11 protein-coding genes and 1 other RNA gene are annotated in these 14,511 nt (G+C 47.7%); 10 read left to right on the forward strand and 2 right to left on the reverse strand.

The window, feature by feature from the left end; genetic code table 11:
- Together KW93_RS11305 and recU are read right to left on the reverse strand one after the other, a co-directional pair.
- A partial coding sequence (locus KW93_RS11305) for a penicillin-binding protein 1A (RefSeq protein WP_033543127.1) occupies positions 1-2,513 on the reverse strand: 2,513 nt, incomplete at its 3' end.
- Between the two features lie 42 nt (positions 2,514-2,555).
- On the reverse strand, positions 2,556-3,167 hold the full coding sequence (gene recU, locus KW93_RS11310; RefSeq protein WP_033543128.1) for a Holliday junction resolvase RecU: 612 nt from the start codon (positions 3,165-3,167) through the stop codon (positions 2,556-2,558).
- 191 nt (positions 3,168-3,358) lie between these two features.
- Between recU and KW93_RS11315 the strand changes: the two genes are divergently transcribed.
- The 10 genes from KW93_RS11315 to KW93_RS11355 all read left to right on the forward strand — a co-directional run bounded on the left by KW93_RS11315 (position 3,359) and on the right by KW93_RS11355 (position 14,450).
- Positions 3,359-3,724 carry a YppE family protein gene (locus tag KW93_RS11315; RefSeq protein WP_033543129.1) on the forward strand — a complete coding sequence of 122 codons (366 nt, stop codon included), beginning with the start codon at positions 3,359-3,361 and terminating at the stop codon, positions 3,722-3,724.
- Positions 3,721-5,991 carry a DEAD/DEAH box helicase gene (locus tag KW93_RS11320; RefSeq protein ID WP_033543130.1) on the forward strand — a complete coding sequence of 757 codons (2,271 nt, stop codon included), beginning with the start codon at positions 3,721-3,723 and terminating at the stop codon, positions 5,989-5,991. The genes KW93_RS11315 and KW93_RS11320 overlap by 4 nt, the downstream gene beginning before the upstream one ends.
- Before the next feature lie 6 nt (positions 5,992-5,997).
- Positions 5,998-7,248: a ribonuclease H-like domain-containing protein gene (locus KW93_RS11325; RefSeq protein ID WP_033543131.1), complete on the forward strand. Its 1,251-nt coding sequence runs from the start codon at positions 5,998-6,000 to the stop codon at positions 7,246-7,248.
- 73 nt (positions 7,249-7,321) lie between these two features.
- Positions 7,322-7,615 carry a cell division regulator GpsB gene (gene gpsB, locus KW93_RS11330; protein WP_033543132.1) on the forward strand — a complete coding sequence of 98 codons (294 nt, stop codon included), beginning with the start codon at positions 7,322-7,324 and terminating at the stop codon, positions 7,613-7,615.
- A gap of 49 nt (positions 7,616-7,664) precedes the next feature.
- An RNA gene (rnpB, locus tag KW93_RS17165) (RNase P RNA component class B) lies at positions 7,665-8,043 on the forward strand.
- 174 nt (positions 8,044-8,217) lie between these two features.
- Positions 8,218-9,351 (forward strand): THUMP domain-containing class I SAM-dependent RNA methyltransferase, encoded by a 1,134-nt coding sequence (locus KW93_RS11335; protein WP_033543137.1) that lies wholly within the window; start codon positions 8,218-8,220, stop codon positions 9,349-9,351.
- A gap of 54 nt (positions 9,352-9,405) precedes the next feature.
- Positions 9,406-11,313, forward strand: coding sequence for an ATP-dependent DNA helicase (locus tag KW93_RS11340; RefSeq protein WP_033543133.1), 1,908 nt, complete (start codon positions 9,406-9,408; stop codon positions 11,311-11,313).
- 53 nt (positions 11,314-11,366) lie between these two features.
- Complete coding sequence (locus KW93_RS11345; RefSeq protein ID WP_033543134.1) at positions 11,367-12,869, forward strand: carboxypeptidase M32; 1,503 nt, start codon at positions 11,367-11,369, stop codon at positions 12,867-12,869.
- A 177-nt stretch (positions 12,870-13,046) separates the two neighbouring features.
- Positions 13,047-13,622, forward strand: a complete 576-nt coding sequence (locus KW93_RS11350; RefSeq protein WP_033543135.1) for a lipoprotein BA_5634 family protein — start codon at positions 13,047-13,049, stop codon at positions 13,620-13,622.
- Positions 13,623-13,691: 69 nt separating this feature from the next.
- Positions 13,692-14,450: an SDR family NAD(P)-dependent oxidoreductase gene (locus KW93_RS11355; protein ID WP_033543136.1), complete on the forward strand. Its 759-nt coding sequence runs from the start codon at positions 13,692-13,694 to the stop codon at positions 14,448-14,450.
- The last annotated feature ends 61 nt before the right edge of the window (positions 14,451-14,511 follow it).

Below are 14,511 nucleotides of genomic sequence, written 5' to 3' on the forward strand. Positions count from 1 at the left end.
CCGTTTCCGTTTCCGTTGCCTTCGCCATTGCCTTCTCCTTCGTCTTCAGGAGGAGCTTCATCTTCAGGCGGGGCTTCGTCTTCCGGTGGCGCTTCTTCTTCCGGCGGCGGTGTTTCTTCCGGTTCTTCCGGTTCTTCCGGTTCTGCAGCAGGCGTCACTTCGACGATTACGGAAGCGGGATCACTTCTTTGTCCTTCTCTTACTGCTGTTACGCTGAAGGTATAGGCAACGCCTTCTTCAAGCGGTCCGTAAGTGTGGGATCTTTCTCCAGTGGTCGTCAGAACTGAACGGCTGCCTCCGGCTTCGACGGCCACTTCGAATTGCACATCTTCGGCATCTTCATAATTCCATGTCAGGCTAACATCCGAACCTTCGACAACTGCCCGCAATCCGCCTGGTGCATCCAGATCTTCCTGCACGAATTCCTCAGATACATCATTTGGAACAGTACCGCGCACAAATAATTCAGTGCTCTTTTGTGCGGAAGGCGTAAAGTCGCTCGCCAGTTGAAGAGGTTCAGTACCCACTTCAATGGTGGCTTCGACCACTGAATCAGGCTGCTGGAATCTGCCTGAATCAGGCGAAGAGATTTTTGACATGACATCTTTAAAAAGCAGCTGTGCAAGTATGCGTTCGTTATTGGAGGTATTTATCCCTTTTGAACGGGATTGATAGCCGCTCCATACTGATATTGAATATTCAGGAGAATAGCCTGCAAACCAGATATCAGGGGCAGAGCTGCTGTTTAGCCCAAATTCTGCGAATTCCTCAGCAGTGTAGTTTGTGGTGCCGGTTTTGCCGGCGATATCAAGACCGTTTATATATGCTGCTTTTCCGGATGCTCCGGAAATATTCGGGTCTAAAACGTCACGCAGCATATCCGTTACCATATAGGCTGTGCTGTCTTTCATCGCAGGCACCGATTCCGGCGCGACAACTTGTTCTGTCGTACCATCACGGAATACGATTTTTGTCACAGTGTGCGGTTTAGTGAAAATGCCACCATTGCCGAAAGCTGCAAATGCACCGGCCATTTCAACAGTATTCATATTCTTCTGGGTGCCGCCAAGTGGAGAAGCTTCATAAATATCACCCAGGTCCAATCCCAGTTTCAGTGTGAAATCCTTGGCATTTCCGATTCCAGTTTCATTCAATGCCTTGATGGCTGGAATGTTTCGGGAGCGGTATAACGCTTCGCGCATCGTCATATCTCCAAGGAATCTATTGTCGAAATTGTTGACTTCCTTGTCTTCACTTTCGTAGGTATAGGGTTCGTCGGTCAAGGTCTTGCCTGTGGACCATTCCAGATGTTCGATGGCCGGGCCATAAGACAATAATGGCTTAGCTGTCGAACCGGGTTGACGGTCACGGGATGTGGCGTAATTATGCCGTACATCTCCGCTGTATTCCCGCGCTGCGCCGACTGCTCGGATTGCGCCGGTTTTGGTATCGACCACAGTCAGTCCGGATTGCACTTCATCGTTGAAGAAAATATCGGAAGCCATCGTTTCATTGACCGCTTTCTGAACAGCCGGTTCGAGAGTCGTGTAGACTGTCAATCCTTCATCCAGTGAAATGTCAGCGTCGAGTGCTTCGATTTCATTTTCGACCATTTCCATGAAGGCGGTATATTCGCCGCTAGGTGGGGCAGGGCGCTGTTCTTCAGGCAATAAAGTTTCTGTAACTGGAATTGCCTGTGCCGCTTCTTTTTGTTCAGTTGTGATTTTGCCATGCTGTTCCATCAGGCTGAGCACGACATTTCTTCTGTCTTCTGCCCGGTCAGGATTGATGAACGGGTTATAGCCGTTCGGACTCTGCGGCATTCCTGCAAGCAGGGCAGCTTCATGCAGCTCAAGTTCCGGTACCGGCTTGCCGAAGAAATGCTCCGAAGCCGTTCCGAAACCGTAAATGTTGCCGGACATCAGAATTTTATTGAAGTACATTTCAAAAATCTCTTCTTTTGAATATTCCTGTTCCAGTTGATAGGCAAGATAAGCTTCCTGCGCTTTCCGCTCCAGCGTTTTATCATTTTTCAAAAATGAATTTTTAATGACCTGCTGGGAGATCGTGCTGGCGCCCTGAGAACCGAAACCGCCGGTGACGTTCGCAATGACTGCACCGCCGAGACGGATGAAATCAATTCCTGAATGGTCATAAAACCGATTGTCTTCGGTTGCCAAAATCGCATCTTCCATTAATTTCGGAATTTCTTCGTAAGGAACATATTCCCTGTTTTCAGGGGTAAAATAAGGGATTTCGGTTTCGCCGTCAGCAGCCAGGAATGTCGGGGTGATTGGGTCGCGAAGCAATTCTTCATCGAGCTCCGGAGCGCTGCTGGCGTAATAAGTGAATAGGCCAATTCCGAATACCAGTCCAAAAACTCCGATGATGAGAAGTGTCAGGATGATCCGTTTAAACCAGCCGCCTCCAGAAGTCTTCTTTTTCTTGCCTTTATTCTTTTGCTGCTCCATGGCTTTTCTGCGCTGTTCACGCGACATTTGTTTTTCGCTCACAAATTGTTCCTCACTTTCGTTGGTGCTTTAATCGGATGCCTTCTATTGAAACTTATGCAATTGGGGGAGATAATCGATTCTCGGAAATGCCCCGGGTTTTATTTCGATGCCGGTTTCCTCAATCTCAGCCAGTGTTACAGACTTTCTTCCACCTTCCATCATCCGGTTCCAAAATTTTTCGAAAGCTTCGAATGGAAGGATGAAATAGCGGTCCAGGGAAGAAAAGCGGATGATCAGAAAGGCCAACCCATCGTGCTTTCTGACTTGTGCCATATGATGGACCTGGTGATCGTGGATGTTTTTTAAAGGGAAAGAAGTGCTGTTTTCAGTTTCTTTCGCTTCAAAATCAATGTATTTGCCGTTCCATACGCCGTTGTAATCGGTGGTGGAAGGTGACCGGAAATAGGCTTCCTTAATGACGGCAGCACTGCGGGAAGGGTATTCGACCCTCACAATCTGGACAGGAACCGGTTTTTTGTGGATAACAGCATGTCCAAGTCCAAGGTAATATTCATTCGTTTCATTTAATTCATCCTCTAATGTTTTACCCCGATTGCTGAAAGAAAAATCTTTTTTTCTTTTTTTCTTCTTCTCGTCGGGCAGTTCTTTACTCTGCGGCACGAATTTTTTGCCATTAGGATAATTAATTGCCATTGTGATACACCTCGCTTACTTTATCATATCACATAGTTTTAGACGATAATTTCGCCTGCAGGTTCCGATTCACTAGACTTATGATAGCGGATTGATGCTGTTTTTCCAATCAAAAAGAATGCCTGTTCGATAATGTTCGTGTCCAATATGTGATTATGATAAACTTAAGGCATTGGAGGGATCATGAAAAAATGAATATTCGAGAACTTTCTTCCTTATTATATGATGAATGCGGAAAATGCCAGGAACGATTTTTTGACATGCGTGAACGCGACGCGGTTCCTGATTTCTACGTCGATGTGAAACCCTATGCCGATTACTGGCATGAAAAAATAAATCAATGGCAGGAGCAGTCGCTGCTGTATATTCAGCAGGAACGCCCGAAATATGTCCACAAACCGCAGATTGACACTGCTGCGGAAGGGATGACGCAGTTTTTTGTGCAGAGCTTTTATAAGGAAACAAGCAAGAAACGTTTTATTCAAACTATACAGGGAGCTCAGTATACACTGCAGACGTTTATGCTGGCTTACGACGAAAAGAGCGGAAAGCGATGATCAGAAAGAAGACATTGCCCCAATTGATGGAAGAGTGGAAAACAGAACCGGACATGATGGAACGGATTGTCCACTGGCATACCAGGGAAGAAAAACCGGCGCGTTATGCAGCTTTTCCGGAAGGCATGCACGACAGCCTGAAAATGGCTCTGAGGAAAAAAGGCATCGAACAATTATATACCCACCAGCGCGAAGCCTTTGATTTGGCACAGCAGGGAAAATCGTTTACAGCTGTCACGCCGACGGCTTCCGGCAAGTCCTATTGCTACCATCTGCCGGTGCTCCATAAAATATTGAACGATCCTGGTGCGAGAGCGCTTTATCTGTTTCCGACAAAAGCGCTGGCGCAGGATCAAAAAAGCGATCTGCACGATCTGATTGAAAAAACGGAAGAGGATATCCTGTCCTATACGTATGACGGCGACACATCACCTGCCATCCGCACAAAAGTGCGAAAAGCGGGGCAGATTGTCATGACCAATCCGGATATGCTGCATTCTGCGATTTTGCCGCACCATACGAAATGGGTGTCGCTGTTTGAGAATCTTCATTATATTGTCATTGATGAACTGCATACGTATAAAGGCGTTTTCGGAACGCACGTTTCGCATGTGATTCGGCGGCTGAAGCGCATCTGTGAATTTTACGGCAGCAATCCGGTCTTTATCTGCACATCCGCAACAATCGCCAATCCGAAAGAACTGGCGGAAGCACTGACCAATGAAGAACATGTGCTGATCGACCAGAACGGCGCCCCTTCAGGCAAAAAGCATATCGTGTTCTATAACCCGCCGATCATCCATCCGACGTTCGGCGTCAGAAGAAGCGCCGTGCTTGAAGTGCGCGATTTGGCGACGGTGCTGATCAGGCAGGGCATCCAGACAATCGTCTTTGCGAAGAGCCGTGTGCGGGTCGAAATGCTGGTGACTTACCTGCAGGCTGTTACGAAAATGAAGCTTCAGGACGAATCGATCAAAGGCTATCGGGGAGGCTATTTGCCGACGGAACGCCGGGCAATCGAAAAAGGGCTGCGGGACGGGTCAATCCAATGTGTCGTCTCGACAAACGCACTGGAACTTGGTGTAGACATCGGCCAGTTGCAGGCCTGCATCATGACAGGCTATCCGGGCAATATCGCCAGTGCCTGGCAGCAGGCAGGACGCGCGGGAAGGCGCCAGGATGAATCGCTTGTCATATATGTGGCGCAGTCGACTGCACTCGACCAGTACATCATCAACAATCCTTCCTATCTACTGGATCAATCGCCTGAAGAAGCCCGGATCCATCCGGAAAACATCATCATTCTGATGGATCACCTGAAATGTGCTTCATTCGAATTGCCGTTTTCAACAGATGATATGTACGGTGAATTTGAAGTCCAGGAACTTCTCGAATATCTGCAGGAGCAGGGAGTGCTGGTTCGGACATCCGACCGCTGGCACTGGATGAGCGACCGTTTTCCGGCGCATGATATTTCACTCCGTTCGGCGTCCCAGGAAAATGTGGTCATCATTGACCAGTCGGTTCCTTCAGACACACGGGTAATCGGAGAAATGGACCGGTTCAGCGCGTTGACGCTATTGCATGAAGAAGCGATCTATCTACACCAGGGCACCCAGTTCCAGGTGGAAATACTGGACTGGGAAGAAAAGAAGGCCTATGTCCGGGAAGTGGATGTAGATTATTTCACCGATGCCAATCTGGCAGTGGAATTGAAAGTGATGAGTGAAGACAAAACGAAAGACATGAGAGGATCGGAAGTTTTCTACGGTGACATTGCCGTGCTTGCGATGCCGACCATTTTCAAGAAAATCCGGTTTGATTCGCATGATAATATCGGATCCGGTCCGATTTCGTTGCCTGCCGAAGAACTTCATACTTCTTCAACGTGGCTGAGCTTCTCTAAGCCGGAAGAATTTTCTGCCGCCGAATTATCGGACATGATGACCGGTGCGGCTTACGCCATCGAATCGTTCATCCCGATTTTTGTATCCTGTGACCGCCGTGATGTGCATGTGGTTCCGCAGGTGAAATCGCCGCATAACGATATGCCGTCCTTTTTCATCCACGATTCATATCCGGGAGGCATCGGCATCAGCGAACGCATTTATGATCTGTGGCTGCCGCTGCTCGATAAAGCGAGAAGCCACGTGGCGGAATGCCCATGCCTGGACGGCTGCCCGTCCTGCATAGGTGCCCAGGAAGCGATGGTCAATATGAAGGGAAATGTCATCAGGCTGCTGGATGAGCTTCGCGAAGAGAGGTGATGGCGGATGTCGTTTGAAAATAAATTGCTTCAGATGAAAGGCATGCTGAAAAAAGACGCAGGTGCCAAATCGAAGCCGAAAGCCCACAAACAGGAAAAACAGCGCCCGCCGCATGAGAGCAGGTGGCATGAAATCGGTCTCCAGCTGATCGAGAATGAATTCGGCTATGCCTTTAAAAAAACAGTCTTCTATCCGTTTGAGACCCGACACGGAAACAGTTCACTCGGTGAATTGGACCGTGTGCTTGAAGCCTGGGAGAAAGTGGATTTTGATCATCCGTTCAAATTGAATAAAAACGAACGAATCCTGTTTTTCGATACGGAAACGACAGGCTTGAGCGGCACAGGGGCCTATATCTTTCTTGCCGGACTTCTTGAAAGGAAGCCGGACGGATTTGAAATGGTTCAATATGTAATGCCGGATCCGTCCAATGAAGCCGCGTTTCTATACGAGACTGGACTCTGGAAATCAGAAGACCCGATCATTTTTTCCTATAACGGCAAAAGTTTTGATTGGCCGCAGCTGGCTTCACGCTGGACCATGCACCGGAACGTTCTGCCGAAACTGAATCCGCTGCGGCAGATTGATCTGTTCCACGGCACGAAAAGGATCTGGAAAAATGAACTGGCACGAATGAAATTGAGTACGATCGAAGAAGAAAAGCTTGGATTCAGCCGGGAAGGCGATGTGCCGGGTTTCCTCATTCCCGCGATTTATCTGGATGCAGTGAAAAGCGGTTACCCGGAAGCGCTGGAAAAAGTCCTGCTGCACAATGAACTTGATATCCTTTCACTCGTTTCACTTTATATTCTTTCTTCAGACCTGCTGATGAAAGATCTCGAATCGGAAACATTCGGTGCCTACACGAATATCGGAAAATGGTATGCAGATCTGAAACAATTCGACCAGAGTGCCGCCTATCTTGAGCATGTGACTGCGGAGCGGGGAGCTTCATCGGCGCTTGCCCGCTACCTTCTGGCCATTCAAAGGAAGCGCAGCGGCCAGCACGGGGAAGCGCTGAAACTGTTCAAGGAAGCCGCACCGAATCTGCGGGGGCCAGCAGAAGTGGAGGCCTGGATCCATGCCGCAAAATTATATGAGCATCAGGTAAAGGATTACGATCAGGCCGCCATCATGGCCGGTTTCGCCAAAGAAGCGAGTGAGCATCTCAAAGTCCGAAAATCTTTGGTGCAGGATATCGATAAAAGGCTGGCCAGGCTGGAATTGAAAAAACAAAAAAATCGTTCATCAAAATGATAATTTTTGAAACACAAAAATTATGCTTATGCTATACTAACGATAAGCAGGCTCTAATGGAAGGACGATTGAAATGGACAATAAATTCACATCTAAAGATATCTTGGAAAAAGATTTTAAAATTGGAATGCGTGGTTATAACCAGGACGAAGTCGATCACTTCCTCGATGACATCATTCAGGATTATGAAGTCTTCGCTAAAAAAATCGATCAATTGATGAATGAAAACAAGCGTTTGCGCGCTGAATTGGAAGATGCCCCGCGCAAGCAGGCCACCCCTGCACCGGGAACAACGAATTTTGATATTTTGCGCAGGCTTTCCCATTTGGAAAACCATGTTTTCGGCAATAAGCTGAACAACGAGTAAAACCTTTTGTTTTCTGTCTTAAAATAAAGTATACTAAAGGATGCCATTGAAATTCTGGCAATCGCTCCGGCTAACGGCCGGAGAGGAAAGTCCATGCTCGCACGGACCTGAGATGGCCGTAGTGATCGCGCTCAGCGAAACAATAAGCTGAGGCAGCTTAACAGCTGACGGCGGGTAGAACACCTACGTCTTCGGATATGGTCGAAATACCCTGAAAGTGCCACAGTGACGGAGCTGCATAAGAAATTTTGCAGGTGGAACGAGGTAAACCCCGCGAGTGAGAAACCCAAACTATGGTAGGGGCACTTTTCCGAAGGAATTGAACTGAGGAAGAGGCAGGCGCAAGCTTTGCAGATAGATGATTGCCTTCCAAGAGTACAAGGCGCGAGCCGTTTGAGTACGTGGAAAACAAAACATGGCTTATGGAATTTCCAATGGTATTAAATTGCTGATTAAAAGGCTCTCCTCAGGGGGAGCTTTTCTTCTTGATTATAGATAAGAACAACAAATAGGATAAAACCATAATTGAATAGTGAAATGGATAAATGCCGGATAAGAATTTTGTGAAAATGGAATATCAGGCAACAGGAAAGGGTGTAATTATGGCGTCATATAAACTGCTCGCTACTGCTGCAATGGGCCTTGAGTCGATTGTTGCCGGTGAAGTGAAAGAAATGGGTTACGAAACAACAACTGAAAACGGAAAAGTCTTTTTTGAAGGAACCGAACGCGATATCGTCAAAACGAACCTTTGGCTGCGGACTGCAGACCGCGTAAAAATCATCGCCGGTGAATTTGATGCCTATACGTTTGATGAATTATTCGAAAAGACAAAAGAAATCGAATGGGAAAAGTTTCTGCCACTGGACGCAGAATTTCCGGTGCAGGGCAAATCGGTGAAATCCACTTTGCATTCGGTGCCGAACTGCCAGTCCATCGTCAAGAAAGCGATTGTCGAGCGGTTAAAGAAAGCTTATAACCACAATTCATTCCTGGATGAAACGGGTCCCCGTTTTAAAATTGAAGTGTCCATTCTGAAAGATAAAGTCCAGCTGTCAATCGACACAAGCGGCGCGGGGCTTCATAAACGCGGCTACCGGGTGGATCAGGGTGAAGCACCTTTAAAGGAAACTCTCGCAGCAGCACTTGTGAAACTATCCCGCTGGACGCCTGACCGCCCATTTGTCGACCCATTCTGCGGTTCCGGCACCATCGTGATTGAAGCGGCAATGATCGGCCAAAACATTGCGCCGGGCTATAACCGGGAATTTGACAGTGAAAAATGGCCGTGGATCGGCGAAGATTTATGGAATGAAGTCCGTGAGGAAGCGGAAGCGCTGGCCAATTACGATCAGCCTCTCAATATCCTCGGTACCGACATTGATCACCGCATGATCAAAATAGCCGAACAGAATGCGCTTGAAGCAGGCTTCGCCGATATCATCCAGTTCCAGCAGCGTCAGGTGAAGGATTTTAAAGCCGCTGAGGCAAATGGAGTAGTCGTGGGCAACCCGCCATACGGCGAACGCATCGGTGAAATTGAAATTATAGAAGAAATGATACAGGACATGGGACGCATCTTTGCGAAATATCCGACATGGTCCGTTTACATCCTGTCATCAATGGCACGCTTTGAAACACTTTACGGCCAGCCGGCCACGAAAAAAAGAAAATTATTCAACGGTTTTATTCGCACAGATCTGTTCCAGTTCTGGGGAGAACGTTCGAAAAAATAAAATTTTGCGAAACGGAAGGGCAACGGCTCTTCCGTTTCGCTGTGAGGAGAGTTTATGAGACAGCCTATACCATTTCCTTTATCCAAAGATAAAACTTTCTTCGAATCATTGAACGATTGGATCGGGGACGTTTTTTATGATGAATTGCCGGACAAAGGGTATGACCTGCGGGATGAACAGATTTTCATGGCTTTTCAAATCGAAAAAGCGCTGAAGGATAAATCAGTGATGTTTGCGGAAGCGGGCGTTGGAACCGGCAAAACACTGGCGTACTTGCTGCCGGCCATCGCTTATGCGCGTTACACGGGAAAACCTGCTTTAATTTCCTGTGCAGACGAAACACTGATTGAACAGCTGGTGAAAAAAGGCGGAGATATCGACCGCTTGAATGATCTTTTCGATTTGAACCTCGATGTCCGGCTCGCGAAATCACGCGACCAGTATCTTTGCCTGCAGCGATTTGAAGGCGCAAAGAAAAGAACCGGCGCTGATTTTCTCGATGATATTGAAGTGCGCTTGCCGGATTTCGTCAATAAAACTTTTTCCATGCAAAACACTTATCCATACGGTGAACGCTCCAGTTTTCCTGAAATAGCAGATGATGAATGGCAGCAGGTCAACTATCACCCGATCCAGAATTGTGCGGCGTGCGAGCTGCGTAATAAATGCGGACAGACGATCCACCGCAACCATTACCGGGAAGCGACGGACCTAGTCATCTGCTCACACGATTTCCTGATGGAACATCTGTGGACAAAAGAAACACGTATTAGAGAAGGCCAGACGCCGCTGTTGCCGGAGTTTTCGCAGATTGTTCTCGACGAAGGGCATTTGCTCGAGTTTGCCGCACAGCGTGCTTTGACATACGAAGTGCAGGAAAGCACATTGCTTGCAGTGACGGAAAGCGTGCTGCTTGACGGAGTACGTGAAAAAACGCTGACTCTGATTGAACAGATCATCGACCTCCACAATGACTTTTTCCGGACGCTTCGCAATAATATCGTGGCAAGCGACGAAGACCGGAAAGCGATCCGCCGTGATCCGGAACTGATCGGCCTCGGCAAACAGCTTGTCAGCCATATTCAAGGGCTGCTGGAGGAATTCGTTTTCGAAGGGGAATTGTTCACCATCCCTGAATATGAGCTGCGCCTGGCGGAAGAATTCTTCGAGAAATACATCTTCTCCATGGGGCTGTTCACCGAAGAAGGCGATGCAGTCCACTGGCTGGAAGTGAAAGATGAAATTGAAACACTTGTCATCATGCCGCGCCTGGTTACGGATATTCTGGACGAGAAACTGTTTGACAGCAAAGTGCCGATCGTATTCTCTTCGGCGACCTTGTCGATCCAAAAGGATTTCACTTATCTTGCTGACAGCCTTGGAATTGACGATTTCAATTCGTTTTCCGTCCCGTCGCCGTTCGACTACGAGGATGTCATGAAAGTGATCAAGCACCCGCTCGAGCAGCAGCATAAATTCGAACGCGCCTTCGACTTGCTGGCGGACGGGGAACAGACGCTGATTTTATTCAAATCAAAAATGGATATGGATAACTTCAAGCGGTCCCTTCCACTTGATCATGCCTGCAAAATCGAATTTGAAGGAGACCGTGAACTGTCGACGGTCGTCAAGGATTTTCAGGAGGCGAAATTCCAGGTTCTTTGTTCTTACCATTTATGGGAGGGACTGGATCTGCCGAGGGAAGCACTGACGAAGGTGATCATCGTCGATCTGCCGTTTCCGCCGCAGGATCCGGTCTTTGAAGCAAAACGGAAATTCAGCCTGAAGCCGCTGGAAGAAATCGATCTGCCATTCATGCAGCTAAGAATCCAGCAGGGGATCGGACGGCTGATCCGGACTTCCGAAGACCATGGTGAAATCCATCTGCTGCTGAATGAAGAAGAGCTGGCTCTTGAGCATCTCTGGCAGGCGGTATTGCCGGTGCCTGCCCAAAATTTCTGAAAAAAGCGTTATTTTCATGATATAATAATCCCGTTAACAAAAGGGGGATTAAAATGTCAATTGAAAAACAGTTCACGGACCATATGAAAAAAATCAAAGCTTACAATGAAGCACTTTCACTCCTGTACTGGGATCTGCGCACCGGCGCACCCAAAAAAGGCGTCGATTTGAGATCGGAAACAATCGGAACCATTTCTTCAGATATTTTTATTATGTCAACTTCTGATGAATTCGGCAGTCTGCTGTCCCAACTCGAAGGGAAAAAAGAAGAATTGGAACCGGTCTTTCTCAGATCTGTGGAAGAAGCCCGGAAGCAATATGACCTCAGCAAAAAAATTCCGCCTGAAGAATATAAAGAATTTGTCGTTTTGCAGTCAAAAGCGGAATCTCTCTGGGAAACAGCGAAGGAACAATCGGATTTTTCTTTATTCCAGCCATACCTTGAACAATTGGTGGCGATTACGAAAAAAATGATCGGCTATTGGGGAGAGAAAAATGGCAGCCCCTATAATACCTTGCTGGACCAGTTCGAGCCTGGCATGACGACGGAGATTCTGGATGAAGTATTCGGAAAACTGCGCAGCCGAATCATCCCACTGGTGCAGAAAATCGCTGCCGCACAGAACAAGCCGGAAACGGATTTTCTGCACAGCCATTTTCCAAAAGAAGCACAGCGTAATTTCAGCGAAAAAATCCTGGAACAGCTCGGTTATGATTTTGAGGCGGGGCGGCTTGACGAAACGGTGCATCCATTCATGATCGGCATCAATCGCCAGGATATCCGCATCACCACCAAATATGATGAGAAAGATTTCCGTACAGCTGTGTTCGGGACGATTCATGAATGCGGCCATGCGCTGTATGAACAGAATATCGGCGATGACTTAAGCGGAACATTTGTGGAAAGCGGTGCGTCCATGGGCATCCATGAATCGCAGTCACTGTTCTTCGAAAACTTTATCGGCCGCAGTGAAAAATTCTGGGAAAACAATTACGACGTTCTGAAAACTTTCTCGCCGGAACAATTCAGCGGCGTGCCGGTGGCAGATTTTATTCGCGCCATCAATGAAGCAAAACCTTCCCTGATCCGCATTGAAGCGGATGAACTGACTTATGCGCTGCATATCATGATTCGCTATGAACTGGAAAAAGGCCTGTTCAATGGTGATCTCGAAGTGAAGGATCTGCCGCAGTTATGGAATGATAAATATGAGGAATACCTCGGTATCCGTCCATTGAATGACGCGGAAGGCGTATTGCAGGATGTTCACTGGGCAGGGGCCGATTTTGGCTATTTCCCGTCCTATGCACTCGGTTATATGTATGCGGCGCAGTTCAAGAACGCCATGTTGAAAGAGTTGCCGGATTACGACGAGTATTTGGCAGCCGGCAATATTGCCCCGATCCGGGAATGGCTGACTGAACACGTCCATAAACATGGATCGATGAAAAAACCGCTGGAAATCCTGGAAACAGCGACGGGCGAAGGTCTGAACCCGGATTATCTGGCGGATTATCTGGAAGAAAAATACGCCAAAGTTTATCAATTAACGTAAGCTCATTATTAGCCGACCCGGCAGACACCGGGCCGGCTTTTTCTATTTATGACGAAACTGTAAGGTTGCCGTCATCCAAAGAGGACGCTGGATCTCTATATCCATCCTATAATGAAATCAAGACTTAGGTGACAGTCGCCGGGTGAATCGAAAATCAAAGTATAGGGAGAGGTTAATATGAAGGAAAAGGTTTTATTGACGGCAGCGGCATTTTTAGGAGCGATGGTTTTGACGGGATGCAGTTTGTTCGAGACAGCGAATGGCATTGTTCTTTACGGAGATGAAGAAAAAGTGTTGAGTTCACTTGAGGAAGAACATAAAGGGCAGATTGAAAAAGATTCCTATTCAGTGAAAATAATTGAAGCGGATGACAAACGTGCCCTGGTTATGGACGAGGCGACGGCAAAAGTTCTGATAGAAAAAGAATTGCTGAAAAAAGTGGAGGGAGACGATGCCAAAGCCATATCGGAACTTCCAAAGATTTCTGAAGGGGAAGGCGTAATATTCGCTAAAACATCAGATGATGCAAGCGTACTCGGAGGTATGGATCTTACGGCGAAGTATGAAGGCAATATCATCATCGGAGATGGCCGCGCCTATGTTGATATGTTTTTGGTGGTGACCGAGGAAGATTTACATTCGATTTCAGGCACAGATAAAACGATTGGAGTTATTCAGTACAATAAAGACCCGGACGGCATTGGCGCATTTGGCGTGGACCGCGAACAGCTCGTAAGAATAGCTGAAAAATAAATTCCGGTTCCAAAGTGCAGGGGCAATTTACCGAATCTTCGCTTATAATAGAAGCCGGAGGGGATAATTATGCTTAAATCATTCAGTCTTGAAGGAAAAACGGCAATCGTGACCGGAGCCGGAAAAGGCATTGGGCAGGCGATTGCCCGGGCAGTGGCAGAAGCGGGAGCCAATGTCATGCTGGTCGCCCGGACGGAAGCCGATTTAAAAGAGGTAAAAGAAACGATCGGCAATGACCGCACAGAATACGCGGTGGCGGATATTACGGACCGCAGCCAAATCCAAAACGCTGTTGAAAAAACAATGGAACGTTTTGGTGCAATCGATATTCTGGTCAATAACGCAGGAATGAATATTCGTTCGAAGCTGCTGGAAGCGACCGATGAAGAATGGCATAAAATCATGGATACGAACGCACACAGCGTCTTTATGTTTTCACAGGAAGCAGCCAAAAAGATGCAAAGCGGCGGCTCCATCATCAACATCAGTTCCGTCGGAGGCGAACGTGCACTGAAGACCGGAGTCGTCTATGCCGCATCAAAAGCGTCGATTATCCAGATGACCCGTGTCATGGCTATGGAATGGGGCGAAAAGAATATCCGCGTCAACGCCATCGGCCCTTGGTATTTCCGGACGCCGCTGACGGATAAACTGCTGAATGACCAGGACTACCTGGATTCGATTCTCGCGGTGACGCCGATGAAACGTGTGGGCGAATTGCCGGAAGTAGCGACGCCCGTCGTGTTTCTGGCGTCTGAGGCTTCAAGCTACATCACAGGCCAAACTATATTCGTCGACGGCGGTATGTCGATACATGGGTTTTCATAAAAGGGAAACTATTGATAACCGATATTGCGCTAAACAGCTTCGCTTTCCTGGGGGCTCGCGC

This window comes from Planococcus sp. CAU13, assembly GCF_000775575.1.
Taxonomy (GTDB): Bacteria; Bacillota; Bacilli; order Bacillales_A; family Planococcaceae; genus Planococcus.

What these genes read in the sequence shown, in the direction of transcription:
- recU (WP_033543128.1), bottom strand. Translation starts at nt 3,167, where the DNA reads ATGGCAATTAATTATCCTAATGGCAAAAAATTCGTGCCGCAGAGTAAA.
- KW93_RS11315 (WP_033543129.1), top strand. Translation starts at nt 3,359, where the DNA reads ATGAATATTCGAGAACTTTCTTCCTTATTATATGATGAATGCGGAAAA.
- KW93_RS11320 (WP_033543130.1), top strand. Translation starts at nt 3,721, where the DNA reads ATGATCAGAAAGAAGACATTGCCCCAATTGATGGAAGAGTGGAAAACA.
- KW93_RS11325 (WP_033543131.1), top strand. Translation starts at nt 5,998, where the DNA reads ATGTCGTTTGAAAATAAATTGCTTCAGATGAAAGGCATGCTGAAAAAA.
- gpsB (WP_033543132.1), top strand. Translation starts at nt 7,322, where the DNA reads ATGGACAATAAATTCACATCTAAAGATATCTTGGAAAAAGATTTTAAA.
- KW93_RS11335 (WP_033543137.1), top strand. Translation starts at nt 8,218, where the DNA reads ATGGCGTCATATAAACTGCTCGCTACTGCTGCAATGGGCCTTGAGTCG.
- KW93_RS11340 (WP_033543133.1), top strand. Translation starts at nt 9,406, where the DNA reads ATGAGACAGCCTATACCATTTCCTTTATCCAAAGATAAAACTTTCTTC.
- KW93_RS11345 (WP_033543134.1), top strand. Translation starts at nt 11,367, where the DNA reads ATGTCAATTGAAAAACAGTTCACGGACCATATGAAAAAAATCAAAGCT.
- KW93_RS11350 (WP_033543135.1), top strand. Translation starts at nt 13,047, where the DNA reads ATGAAGGAAAAGGTTTTATTGACGGCAGCGGCATTTTTAGGAGCGATG.
- KW93_RS11355 (WP_033543136.1), top strand. Translation starts at nt 13,692, where the DNA reads ATGCTTAAATCATTCAGTCTTGAAGGAAAAACGGCAATCGTGACCGGA.